The organism is Rothia sp. HSID18069 (assembly GCF_003989155.1).
In the GTDB taxonomy this organism is placed as follows: Bacteria; Actinomycetota; Actinomycetes; order Actinomycetales; family Micrococcaceae; genus Rothia; species Rothia aeria.
In genome coordinates, this window is record NZ_RBMG01000001.1 from 767,556 (window position 1) to 780,660 (window position 13,105).

General features: G+C 59.1%; 10 protein-coding genes. 9 read left to right on the top strand and 1 reads right to left on the bottom strand.

The features are described from left to right. Positions 1-2: 2 nt before the first annotated feature. From ybeY to D8M41_RS11860, 9 genes are all read left to right on the top strand, one after another. On the top strand, positions 3-503 hold the full coding sequence (ybeY, locus tag D8M41_RS03435; protein WP_371873036.1) for an rRNA maturation RNase YbeY: 501 nt from the start codon (positions 3-5) through the stop codon (positions 501-503). Between the two features lie 10 nt (positions 504-513). Then, positions 514-1,839: a hemolysin family protein gene (locus D8M41_RS03440; RefSeq protein ID WP_126926404.1), complete on the top strand. Its 1,326-nt coding sequence runs from the start codon at positions 514-516 to the stop codon at positions 1,837-1,839. A gap of 130 nt (positions 1,840-1,969) precedes the next feature. After that, on the top strand, positions 1,970-3,094 hold the full coding sequence (locus D8M41_RS03445; protein WP_006887153.1) for a GTPase Era: 1,125 nt from the start codon (positions 1,970-1,972) through the stop codon (positions 3,092-3,094). Positions 3,095-3,129: 35 nt separating this feature from the next. Next, on the top strand, positions 3,130-4,569 hold the full coding sequence (locus D8M41_RS03450) for an LCP family protein (RefSeq protein ID WP_037233599.1): 1,440 nt from the start codon (positions 3,130-3,132) through the stop codon (positions 4,567-4,569). A gap of 279 nt (positions 4,570-4,848) precedes the next feature. Beyond that, positions 4,849-6,588 carry a 2-isopropylmalate synthase gene (gene leuA, locus D8M41_RS03455; RefSeq protein ID WP_126926405.1) on the top strand — a complete coding sequence of 580 codons (1,740 nt, stop codon included), beginning with the start codon at positions 4,849-4,851 and terminating at the stop codon, positions 6,586-6,588. A gap of 227 nt (positions 6,589-6,815) precedes the next feature. After that, the gene (locus D8M41_RS03460; RefSeq protein ID WP_126926406.1) at positions 6,816-7,661 is read left to right on the top strand and encodes an undecaprenyl-diphosphate phosphatase; all 846 of its coding nucleotides are present in this window, start codon (positions 6,816-6,818) and stop codon (positions 7,659-7,661) included. A gap of 99 nt (positions 7,662-7,760) precedes the next feature. After that, positions 7,761-9,086, top strand: coding sequence for a cysteine--1-D-myo-inosityl 2-amino-2-deoxy-alpha-D-glucopyranoside ligase (mshC, locus tag D8M41_RS03465; protein ID WP_126926407.1), 1,326 nt, complete (start codon positions 7,761-7,763; stop codon positions 9,084-9,086). Positions 9,087-9,223: 137 nt separating this feature from the next. Then, positions 9,224-9,535 (top strand): ArsR/SmtB family transcription factor, encoded by a 312-nt coding sequence (locus tag D8M41_RS03470; protein WP_023132971.1) that lies wholly within the window; start codon positions 9,224-9,226, stop codon positions 9,533-9,535. After that, positions 9,532-9,855 (top strand): hypothetical protein, encoded by a 324-nt coding sequence (locus D8M41_RS11860; protein ID WP_126500086.1) that lies wholly within the window; start codon positions 9,532-9,534, stop codon positions 9,853-9,855. The genes D8M41_RS03470 and D8M41_RS11860 overlap by 4 nt, the downstream gene beginning before the upstream one ends. 90 nt (positions 9,856-9,945) lie before the next feature. On the opposite strand, the gene D8M41_RS03480 is transcribed toward D8M41_RS11860, so the two are convergent. Further along, positions 9,946-12,849 carry an FAD-binding and (Fe-S)-binding domain-containing protein gene (locus tag D8M41_RS03480; protein ID WP_126926408.1) on the bottom strand — a complete coding sequence of 968 codons (2,904 nt, stop codon included), beginning with the start codon at positions 12,847-12,849 and terminating at the stop codon, positions 9,946-9,948. Between the last annotated feature and the right edge of the window lie 256 nt (positions 12,850-13,105).

The following is a 13,105-nucleotide window of genomic DNA, read 5'->3' on the forward strand; positions in this document are numbered from 1 at the left end:
AGATTGAGGAGCCAGACACCGGTACCGGGCCAGAAGCCGATGCGCTGGTTCGGGAGTCTTTCGCAGCTGTTGACACTGCGGTACTGACCCAGCTGGTTGAGCACACCTTTAACCGGATGCGGGTCAGCCAGAGTACGTACCTCTCCATTGCTATTGTGAATGAGCGTGAGATGGAACGGATACACCTTGAATGGATGGACCTTCCCGGGCCTACCGACGTCATGAGCTTCCCCATGGATGAGCTGACCCCCGGCACGGACACCGAACCAGCTACGGGGATGCTGGGCGATATTGTGCTTTGCCCCCCGGTGGCCGCACGCCAAGGCGCCGAGGCCGGGCACTCAACCCTTGATGAACTGTGCCTGCTTACTGTGCACGGGATCCTGCACTGTTTAGGGTATGACCACGGTACCGCCGCGGAAGAGGCCGAAATGTTCGGTATTCAGCGCAGCATCCTTGAAGAGTTCCTAGGCCGTCCCGCCCCCGTCGAGACCCGCCACTGAGGACCCTTCCGTGACTTTCTTACTTCTGCTTTCCGCAGCGGTACTTGCGGCCACCTGCGCGTACACCATTACCGCAGCCGAGACCGCTTTCACCTATTTACCGCACCAGGAAGCCCAAGAGCTGGCGCTCAAACGCCCGCACACGCGGCTGGCGCGGGTGCTTGAGCACGCCACCGGGGGAGAATCTGAGAGGTACACGCACCCGCTACGGTTAGCGCGTATCCTCAGCACCGCCATCGCTAGTTTGACGACGATGCTTGCGATCCTTGAGCTGATTGACCAGCACAGTGTTGCGGCAGTGCTCACTCTCGGGGTGGTGTCCCTGGTGGGGTACCCGCTGCTGAGTGTGGGGGCGCGTGCTACGGGGCGTAACCGGTCTGTGGCCGTGCTGAAAATGCTCGCAGCACCCACCTATTACACGGCGCTGCTGCTGGGGCCTATCACCCGTGCCTTAGATGTGCTGGTGCGTGTATTCTCGCCCCGGCGCACCCCGGCCGCACCCGAAGGAGTTTTCGCTCAGGAGGAGCTGCGTGAGTTTCTGGACCGCGCCTCAGAGGCCGAAACCATTGAGGGCGATGAGGCGCAGATCGTGCAGTCTGTCTTTGAGATGGACGATACGCGTATCCGCTCCATCATGGTGCCCCGCACCGACATGCTCACCATTGAGGCAGGCGAAACCCTCAAAAATGCCACCACGCTGTTTCTTCGCTCCGGCTACTCCCGGATGCCTGTGATCGGTGAATCAACCGACGACATTCTGGGTATTCTGTACCTTAAAGATGCGGTGCGTGCCCGCCTGGCGACCGCCGATAGCGCCCACGGCGGCGAGGAGCCCACCATCATCTCACTCATGCGCCCGGCACATTTTGAACCCGAGTCGAAGCCAGCACTAGACCTATTGCGCCGTATGCAACGTGAATCTACCCACGTTGCCATTGTGGTGGATGAGTACGGCGGCACCGCCGGAATGATCACCTTAGAAGACATTATTGAAGAGCTGGTGGGGGACATCTCCGACGAGTACGATAACGAGAAGCCCGACTACGCCCTGCAAGAAGACGGCAGTTTCAAAGTGTCCGCCCGGCTGGGGGTTGAACAGTTAGGGGAGATTTTCGGTATTAACCTAGAGGACGAAGAAGTAGACACCGTCGGCGGTCTGCTCGCCAAAAACCTGGGGAAAGTACCCATTGTCGGTGCTGAAGTGACAGTTAACGGTATCCACATTCGGGCGATAAGCGCTGGCGGGCGCCGCCACCAGATCGACACGCTGCTCGTGTGGGCACAGTCCCCACTTGAGCCCGAACAGAACCACTCACATGAAGAGACCGACGAATAGCCCCGCACCCCGCGCATAATGCGGAACAGGTGCGCAATAAACCTGAGGTAAACAAACATCCGCGCAGCTGGTTCACAGATAATTTTCAGACTCACTCTATAGAATTTTCACTTACACCATGGAGGAATTAATGGACATCGACCTTACAGCGCCCTTACCTAGCTACCCGGAGGGTTTTCGATCCGGGTTTGCGTCACTGGTGGGACGCCCCAACGCGGGGAAGTCCACTCTCACCAACGCCCTGGTGGGGCAGAAAGTGGCGATTACCTCCAACCGTCCGCAAACCACACGCCATACCATCCGCGGTATTGTGCACAAGGACGACTACCAGCTGATCCTTATTGACACCCCCGGTATTCACCGGCCCCGCACGCTATTGGGGGAGCGGCTGAACGACCTGGTGGCTGGAACCCTCTCACAGGTGGATGTGCTCGGGTTCTGCATCCCCGCAAACGAGAAAATCGGCCCCGGCGACCGGTACATCGCCTCGCAGCTTGTGGCCGCCAGCAATAAGCCTGTGGTGGCGATCGTTACCAAAGCCGACACGGTGGGAAATGAGCAGCTCACCGAACAGCTTCTAGCGGTTCAGGCGCTAGGCGAAGAAGTCATGAGCGCAGAGCGCGCCAGCCGCGCTCAACGAGCAACACACCGCACCAAGCAGGGGAGCAACCCCAAAAAGGCGCGTAAAAACGACGCCGTTCCCTTCGCCAAAGGCAGCGGCCCGGCAGCACGCCGCGCGGCAGGAACCGTACAGGAAGAACCTCTGCCCGTAGACGGTAAAGGCGGCTGGGCAGATATTATCCCGGTCTCAGCGGTACAAGATTTTCAGGTGGATGCGGTCGCTAACCTGCTGGCAAGTTACACCCCCACATCCCCGCCTCTTTACCCCGCAGGGGAGCTCACCGACGAGCCAGAAGCCACGCTCATTGCAGAGCTTGTGCGTGAGGCAGCTCTTGAAGGCGCCCGCGAAGAACTGCCCCATTCGATAGCTGTTACTGTTGAAGAAATGGAATTTCGCCAGGGGCGCCCTGAACACAACCCTCTCCTTGATGTTCACGTTAATCTTTACGTCGAGCGCGACTCGCAAAAAGCCATCATTATCGGCAAAGGCGGGTCAAACCTGCGTAAAATTGGTGCGAAAGCACGCGAACAAATCGAAACGATGCTCGGCACCCGCGTGTATCTGGGCATCCACGTGAAAGTCGCCAAAGAATGGCAGTCTGACCCGCGGGCACTAAACCGCCTCGGTTTCTAGTACTCGCCTGAACCCACCGCAGAAAGCAAGAAGGTATGACAGAAAAACCTCCTATGATCAGCAGCGGCCGCCATATGCGCAGCAGCATCATGAAGTCTGCACGCAATAAGTGGATCGCCCTGTTCAGCGCCTGTATGCTACTTGTCGTGTTAGGCTTCGGCGGCGCCATCGCGTTACGCCTACGCGCTAACCTGCACACCAATGAACTAAACATTGGTGACTACCAGGGGGCGCTGGAGAACGGCGCACTCGACATCCTGGTGATTGGCTCAGACACGCGTGCCGGTACCGACGGTTCATATGGTGAAGACGACGGCAAAGCCGCTCGCGCTGACGTGATGATGCTCCTGCACATCAGCAAAGACCGTAAGAACGTAAACGTGCTCTCATTCCCGCGTGACTTGATGGTGTCCATTCCTAAATGCACCGACCCTGACGGCAAAGTGTACCCCGCTGAGGACGGCGTACAGATTAACGAGTCTTTGGGGCGGGGCGGCCCAGGCTGCACTGTGGCGACCATCAGTAAACTCACCGGTGTGCAAATTGACCACTTCATGCTGGTCGACTTCAATGCCGTGAAAGAGCTGTCGAAGGTTGTAGGCGGCGTTGAGGTGTGCGTCGATAAGCCGATTGATGACGAGTACACCAACCTGAAACTTCCCGCCGGCCGGTCAACTGTTGAGGACGAGCAAGCGCTCGCATTCCTGCGTTCACGCCACGGGTTCGGTGACGGCTCCGATATTGGTCGTATTCAAGCCCAGCAGGGGTTCATGGCGGCCCTGCTGCGTAAGGTGAAAGCCGAAGGCACCCTGTCTAACCCCTCGCGGATGGTGAACATTGCCGAGGCTATCACCCAGAACGTGACCGTGGATAAGGGCCTGGGCAATATTAACGAGCTGGTCGGTATTGGCGGCACCCTAGGCGGCGTGGATCTCTCGCAGGTGGTGTTCGCTACCGTGCCCACCGAGCCGTGGAGCCAAGACAATAACCGTCTGCAAGTCACCTCCGAAGCAGACTCCGTCTTCAAACGCCTGCAGGATGACCAGTCGCTAAAGGTGGAGAAGGCCGCCCCCGCAGCGCAGGAGCAGCCCAAGGCGCAGAGCGCACCGGCTGACCATTCCACGAATGTTACCGTGGTGAACGCAACCAACCTGGAGGGACGCGGCGCGGCTATTAGCCAGGTGGTGAGCGGGCTGGGGTACACGAACGTGGCCCCCACCTCCGCCGCTGAGGCGGCACAGTTCTCCGCCGTCACCTACGCGGCCGGGCATGAGGCTGAGGCACGTGAGATTGCCGCTAAGCTCAACATTGGCCGAGTCTCTGAAAGCGCGGAGGCAACCGGTGTGACTGTGACCGTTGGCACCGACTTCCCCAAGGGCGAGACCATGGAGAAGCAGGAGGCGCAGATCGCGGGCAACGCAAACGGGCAGACCGCTGATCAGGAAACCTGCCAGCACGCCTTCGCCTTCAACTAGCGGGCTGGGGCCAATAACCCCGAGCGTGTAGAAAAGCTGGGTGACGCATATTGAGTGCGTCACCCAGCTTTTTTGTATCGCATAGTGAAAGCGGAGTGTATGTGGCGGGTGGGCGGCTCTTCGGCGTGGTAGCGTAAAAGGTATGAACGATACCGGCGTGAGGATTCTAACCCTTAGTTGCTGGGGCGGGGTTCGCTTAACCTAAGAGCCGCACCCGTTCCAGCGATATATTGCGGCGCCCACCACGTGCCTTAGGCACAAGACCTCACAGGAATGAATATGCAGAACCGTCAGACTCCCTCACCCATGCCGGTGCACAAGTACCGTCCGTTCCACGAGCAGATCGCCGTTGATTTGCCCGATCGTACGTGGCCGAATAAGGTCGCTACACAGGCCCCACGCTGGTGCGCCGTTGATTTACGTGACGGCAACCAAGCCCTGGTTGACCCCATGAACACTGAGCGTAAGCTCGCCATGTTCGATTTGCTGGTGCGCATGGGGTACAAAGAAATTGAGGTGGGCTTCCCCTCAGCCTCACAAACCGATTTCGACTTCGTACGGACCCTCATCGAAGACGGGCACATCCCCAATGATGTGACGATCCAGGTGCTGGTGCAATGCCGTGAACACCTGATTGCCCGCACGTTTGAGGCCATTGAGGGCGCCCCAAACGCCATTGTGCACTTCTACAACTCAACTTCCGTGTTGCAGCGCCGCGTGGTGTTCCAGCGTGATGAGGACGGCGTTCTGGATATTGCGTTACAGGGCGCGCGCCTGTGCAAGAAGTTTGAAGAGCAGATGATCTCTAACACGAATGTGCTCTACGAGTACTCGCCAGAGTCATTCACCGGCACTGAACTGGAATTCGCAGCGCGCGTATGCAACGCTGTCGCTGACGAATTAGGTGTGGGCGTAGACGGTAAAGAGCTGATCGTGAACCTGCCCGCCACCGTTGAGATGGCCACCCCGAACGTTTACGCGGACGCCGTCGAGTGGATGCACCGCAACCTGAAGAACCGTGAACACATTGTGCTGTCCCTGCACCCGCACAATGACCGCGGCACGGGCGTGGCGGCAGCCGAACTGGGGTACCTGGCGGGGGCCGACCGCATTGAGGGGTGCCTGTTCGGTAACGGTGAGCGCACCGGCAACGTAGACCTGGTGACGCTGGGGCTGAACCTGTACACGCAGGGCATTGACCCGCAGATCGATTTCTCCGATATTGATTCTGTCCGTAAAACCGTTGAGTTCTGCAACCAGCTGCCCGTGCACGAGCGTTCCCCCTACGGCGGTGACCTGGTGTTCACGGCCTTCTCGGGGTCGCACCAGGACGCTATTAAAAAGGGATTTGAGGCTCTTGAGGCATCAGCCGCGCAGCAGGACAAAACGATTGACGAGGTGACGTGGGAGGTCCCCTACCTGCCGATTGACCCGCGCGATGTGGGCCGCAGCTATGAGGCCGTGATCCGGGTGAACTCGCAGTCCGGCAAGGGCGGGGTGGCGTACCTGCTGAAGAGCGAGTACGGGCTGGATTTGCCGCGCCGCGCCCAGGTTGAGTTCTCCCAGATCGTGCAGGAACGCACCGACACTGAGGGCGGGGAGATGACCCCGCAGAAGCTGTGGAACATTTTCACGGACGAGTACCTGCCCGCCCCTGAGGATCAGGAACGTTGGGGTAAGTACCGTATCGAGTCGATTAACATTGACTCGGCGGATACGGGGGCAACCACTCTACGCGTGAGCCTGAACGTTGAAGGCCGCACCTACAACCGCACCGGCACCGGTACCGGCCCCGTGGATGCGCTGCAGAACGTGCTCAGCGCTGAGGGCGTAGACATTCGGGTCATGGACTACTCGGAGCACACCCTCTCCTCCAGCTCAGCAGCGAACGCCGCCTGCTACATTGAGGCAGCCGTCGATACGCGTGTGCTGTGGGGTATTGGCATCGACAGCTCCACCACCCGCGCCGCATTGAAAGCCATGATCTCGGCGGTAAACCGCGCCCTGCGTGACGTATAGCTGAGCGCGTAGCCTGGAAAGGCAGAAACCACCTGCAACTAAGCGGTGGCCTACGGTTGAGAAGCACCCCTCTGCTGATCATCCGGGGCCACCGTTTAGCGTGTGGGATACCCCTCACCAGGAAAGCGCATGGGCGGGCGGCCCTCAGCGATTTTCCCAACCACTAAAGACCATAGAATCTTTACACCCCTATTTTCTGCTCTCAAAGTTCATAGGCACTGTGGGGTATGCTGGAAGGCGTGGAATGGATTCAAGCTATTATTCTGGGCCTAGTGCAAGGCCTCACCGAGTTTCTGCCAATTTCGTCCTCGGCGCACCTGCGTATTGTGGGGCAGCTGCTGCCCGAGAAAGCTGACCCGGGCGCTGCATTCACCGCGATCACCCAGCTGGGCACCGAAACCGCTGTGCTCCTCTACTTCTGGCGTGATATTGTGCGCATTATTTCGGCCTGGTTCGGCTCACTCACCGGCCGGGTTAAGCGCAGCAACCCGGATGCGCGGATGGGCTGGCTCATCATTATCGGTTCCATCCCCATTGGCATTCTCGGTCTGGTTCTAGAAGACTACATTGACTCCACCTTCCGGTCCCTGTGGATTGTTGGCACCATGCTGATCGTGTTCGCAGTGTTCCTGGGGCTAGCTGACCGGTTCGGCAAGGAGCAGCGGAAGATTAAAGATCTTACCTTGGGCCACGGCCTGGTGTATGGGTGCGCGCAGGCGCTCGCCCTGATCCCGGGTGTTTCCCGCTCTGGCGGTACGATCATGGCGGGCTTGTTCATGGGCTACACCCGTGAGGCGGCGGCACGTTACTCGTTCCTGCTGGCGCTGCCTGCGGTGTTCACTTCGGGCCTGTATAAGGCGTTTAAAGTGTTTACCGGGCACGAGCCGGGCGGCTACTACGGTATTCCTTCCACCCTGCTGGCAACTGTGATTGCTTTCGGTGTGGGGTACCTAATGATTGCTTGGTTCCTGAAGTATGTTTCGTCGAACTCGTACGGCTTGTTCGTGTGGTACCGTATTCTGCTTGCGGCGCTTATTTTCTTGGGCCTGGGATTCGGGGTTATTTCCTCCTAGAATTTCGCTTGCCGCTTGGCGCACAGAAATACCCGTTTGCGGTTTGCCGCAAGCGGGTATTCTTGTAGGTGATATTTTTATGCCTTTGAAAGGATGCTCATGCGTGCTTGGGATGCGCCCGCCCCTGTTTCTCTGCCCGGTTCGGCGCCGCTACCGCGTATCTTTGATACCGCCGCAAACACTGTGGTTCAGCTTGAAGAAGCAAAGAAAGCGGGACTGTACGTGTGCGGTATCACCCCGTACGATGCCACGCATATGGGGCACGCATCCACCTATGTGGCTTTTGACCTGCTTAACCGCGCCTGGCGGGACGCCGGGGTTGAGGTGACCTACGTGCAGAACGTTACGGATGTGGACGACCCGCTGTTGGAGCGCGCAACCGCCACGAACGTAGACTGGCAAGAGCTTGCAGAAGACCAGACGGAGCTGTTCCGCACCGATATGACGGCTTTGAATGTGCTGCCGCCGGATCATTATGTGGGGGTGGTCGAGTCGATTGCTTGGCTGTTCCCTGTGGTCGAGGGCCTGCTGGAGTGCGGCTTGGCGTACCGCGTGCCGGGGTTTACGGACGAGAAGGGTGTGCAGCATCCTGACGGGGATATTTACCTGGATGTGAAAGCGACCCAGGCACTACCGGCGGATGAGGAAGGGTACTCGTGGGCGCCGGGGCAGGTGAGCCATATGAGCCGTGAGGAGATGCTGAGTATTTTCGCGGAGCGCGGCGGTGACCCCGACCGCCCGGGCAAACGTGATGCCTTGGACCCGCTGCTGTGGCGTGCCGCCCGTGAGGGTGAGCCGTCGTGGGAGGCCGGTGCGCTGGGCGCAGGCCGGCCCGGCTGGCATATTGAGTGCACTATGATTGCCCGCCGTTTTGTGAATGGGCCGCTGACGGTGCAGGCGGGCGGCTCAGATTTGACGTTCCCGCACCATGATTTGGGGGCGGGGCATTCGTGGGCGGTGGATCACCGGCCGCACGCCCGCCACTATGCGCATACAGGCATGGTGGGTCTTGACGGGCATAAGATGAGTAAGTCGCGCGGAAATTTGGTGCTGGTTTCCAAGCTGCATGCAGCCGGTGTTGACCCGAACGCGATCCGCCTGGCGATTCTTGATAACCATTACCGTTCTGACTGGTTCTGGACCGATGATTTGCTGCATAAGGCGGATGCGCGCCTTGAGACGTACCGCCATGCCATTGCGGCAGCCACCGGGGACGATACTGAGGGCGCCGTAAAGACTCTAGATAAGGTGCGCGAGTATCTGGCGGATGATCTGAACGCCCCCGAGGCGCTCAAAGCGCTGGATGCGTGGGCTATTGACGCCCTCACACGTGCCCAAACAGCGAGCACCGGTGCGGCGGCACCAGTGGGCGGGGCTGAACTAATCCGCGATATTTTAGCGGCTCGTTTGGGCGTGACCCTGTAGGTTCCGTGCAGAGCTTTATATCGAAAACACCCCGCGGGCTGACCTGCGGGGTATTTTTCGCTGGTGGGTTGTTAATATTTTTGTGCGGAGCAGACAACGGTTGACATATAAACCTGCTTTTATATAAAGTTGTCTTTATGGAAAATGGTTCAGCCCATAAAGATTGGGAACATGAGTTTGGCGCATCGGTGGCTATTTTTTCAGCATTGGCCCACCCGTTACGCCTAGCTATTGCCCATCATCTTGTGGAGCGCCCACACAGCGTTAGCGAACTGCATTCGTGCTTGGGTATCTCCCAGCCGCTTGCCTCGCACCACCTGCGTATTCTGCGTGAAGCGCATGTTGTTGAGGGGCAGCAGCAGGGCAGGGCCACCATATACAGCTTGAAGGATCATCATATTAGTCACATCGTTACTGATGTGCATGCCCACACTAAGGAGCAATCATGACCACCGTAGCACCGCACCGTCACTCCGAGGCACATGCTCACACCCACGGCCCCAACTGCGGGCACCAGGCAGTGATTCACCTGGATCACGTGGACTACCTGCACGATGGCCACGCACACCGTGAGCACGATGGCCACTACGACGAGTGCAACACCTGTTCCTGCGGCAACTGCAACGACCTGTGCGCTAACTGCACCTGCGCCGATTGCGCTTGCCCCACCTGCAACCACGCCGTGTGCGAGTGCGCTCACTGCAGCGACTCCTGCGCTAACTGCGCATGCGAGGACTGCACCTGCTCAACCTGCCAGCACGCAGCGTAAGTTTCACACACTTATAGACGGTGCCCCCGCATCCTACCGATGTGAGGGCACCGTCTTTTTGTGTACGCGCATCACGTGCGCAACAGGGGTTTACCGTGTGGCCCGCTCTAGAAGCTGCAGCACGTTCTGGAAGGTGTGGCCGGTTGCTTCGGTCATACCCTGCTCACAGGTCCGGTTTGAGGATATGTATGCGGCGAACTCGTGCTCGTTCAGCTCAGCGGTCTCGGCGCGGGTAGCGCTCTGCGTGAGCTCGGGGTGCAGCATGCCGCGGTCACCCGCGTAACCGCAGCACCCCCAATTCTTGGGAACGTACACCTGCTCGCTCATGGCGTTTGCGATCTTCTCAAATGCTGGCTGCACACCCAGATGAGTCATTGAGCAGGTGGGGTGCAGCGCCAGCGACGGCAGGGGAGCTGACACCGTGAGTATCGGCAGCAGCGTATCGGCGGCGAACTGCACCGAGTCAATCAGCTTCAGCTGAGCGTAATCTGCTTCGCCCGCTCCCAAGCCGTGCGTGATTTTATGCTCTAGGGCGGCGGCAACTTTCGCACGCATCACCTCAAGGCCTTCGGTGCATGATGAAGCATCACACACGATCGGGATGCGCCCGCCGTCGGTCGCCTGCCACAGCGCTTTGAGCACGCGGTCGCTCATAATCGAGTAGCCGTCTGTGTACCCCTTGGACTTCCACGGCGTGCCACAGCACATTTGGTCGATACCTTCGGGAACCCGGTATTTCACACCCGCCCGCTCGCAGAGGCGAATAAACGCCTGGGTCGCGTTCACCGGGTCGTGCTTACCTTCACCATCAACACCGCCGAACATGGCGTTCACGCAGGCAGGGAAGAACACAATATCGGGGTTCGCTTCCGCATGAGGAACGCGCGGTGCGCCACCGGCAGACAGCCCCTTCTTATAGGCGGGCACCAGGTCTTCGCCGAAGAGTTTACGGCCAATATCGGTGGCTCCGCGCACCACCGGGAACGGCAGCATTTTTGCGGCCGTGAGCGCTTTACCCGCCACTTTATCGATTGTGCCCCAGTGTTTTGAGGCGAATTTCCACCCGGCGGCACCGAGGGCATCCTGGTTCTCGGCACGCAGGCGGCGCACCAAATCACCCGTGTTAATCAGCACCGGGCAGCGCGTAACGCACATGCCGTCTACCGCGCAGGTATCCACACCGTAGTATTCGTATTCTTGGCGCAGACGCTCGGCAAGTTTAGTGTCACCGTTAGCTTCTGCCGCAGCGATTTCGCGGCGCAGCACAATGCGCTGGCGCGGGGTCAGCGTCAAATCCTTGGAGGGGCACACCGGTTCGCAGTACCCGCATTCCACACACCGGTCGACTTCCTCTTCAACGGTTTCGGCAACTTTCAGGTCGGTGGCGTAATCGGTGTCTTCTTCGGCGAGAACCACACCCGGGTTCAAAAAGCCCTTCGGGTCGATCAGGCGCTTGATCTCGCGCATGACCTCAAAGAGTTCATCGCCGAATTGACGGCGCACAAACGGAGCCATAATACGCCCGGTTCCGTGCTCTGCCTTGAGCGAGCCGTCAGCATCCAGAATGAGCTGCACCATTTCTTCGGTGAACTCGCGGTACCGCACAAGCTGTTTGGCGTCGCGGAACTGCTCGTTGAGCATGAAGTGAATATTGCCGTCTTTTGCGTGCCCGAAAATCACCGAGTCCTGGTAGCCATGGGCGTCAAAGAGAGCGGTCAGATCGCGGCAGGTGGTGCCGAGCACGTCCACCGGGACCACCACGTCCTCAAGCAACGCATTCGTACCGGTGGGGCGGTTGCCTGCGACTGTGGTGTACAGTCCGCGCCGTGCAGCCCAGAGCGCGTTACGTTCGGAAAGTTTGCTGGTCATGGTGACTGGCGACACCACCGGGAGAGCATCAAACATGGGTGCGGCAGATAGGGCGAGGTCGGTGAGCTCCTGCTCAGAATTACCCTGAAATTCCACAAGAAGAGCAGCATGCTCTCGCACATCAATGGCGGCAAGAGCCTCCGCCGCCTGCCCGGTACGCTGCGCCACACGAATACTGGTGGCGTCCAAAAGCTCAACCGTTGCCAGGTGGTTGGCCACAAGCTCCGGCACGGAACGGGTGGCGTCCAGCAGGTTGTCGAACACGAGCAGACCGGTCGAGACGAATTTAAGAATGGGCAGAGTGCGGTAGGTTGCGGACGCCACGAACCCGAGCGTTCCTTCAGAACCGATCAGAAGGTGCTGCAGAATATCAACCGGGGTGCTGTAATCCAGCAGGGAGTTCACGCCGTAGCCCATGGTGTTCTTCATGGAGTACTGTTGGCGGATGCGCGCAACCGATTCCGGGTTTTCGACCACGCGCTTGCGCAGGCGCAGCAGCCCTTCGTGAATTTCGGGTTCGAGGGCGCGTAGGCGCGCATCGGCATCGGGTGCAGAAGTATCGATAACGGTTCCGCTGGGGAGTACGAACACCATAGATTCCAGCGTGTTGTACGTGTTGAACTCGGTGCCGGAAGACATGCCCGAGGAGTTATTGGCGACCACCCCGCCGATAGTGCATGCCGACCATGAGGCCGGGTCAGGCCCGAGCTTGTACCCGTAGGGTGCCAGCATATTATTGACCGCCATCACCGTAGCACCGGGCTGAACGCGCACCCTCTTGCCGCCGTCAAGCACCTCAATTTTCTTGAAGTTACGGCGGGTATCGACCATCAGCCCGTCGCCGCTTGCCTGCCCTGATAGAGAGGTGCCGCCCGACCTGAAGGTGAGCGGCAGGTTGAAGGCGCTGGCGGCACGGAAAATATCGGCGACCGCCTCCGCAGAATCGGGACGTACGATTCCGGCGGGCACCAGCAGGTAGTGCGAGGCGTCGTGCGCGATAGCGAGCCTGTCAATTTCTTTAACACTGGAATCGAGGGCGTGCGCGCGGGTTTCGGCGAGCATATGCTCAAGGGCATTAGTGTAGGGGGAGTTTAGAGCTTCGGACGTGTTCGATACAACTGTCATGGGTCTTATCTCCTTACCGATGAAGGCACAGTGATTTCCTATCCTTCCAGTATGTGCTTTTGCACACGTTATGTCTGCTTAGCTTTGGCTAGGCTTATGCCCCGGAAAACATGCTTAACTAGTGAGATGGCGGGGCTGCTGAGACACGCTCACCGCACCGCTACCTGAAAATCTGCTGTGAACGCCGTAGAATGGTGATGTCCGTGCACCTGTACAGTGCGGATTAGCCCGCGCGGCTGCGCCTACCCTGGCCCCG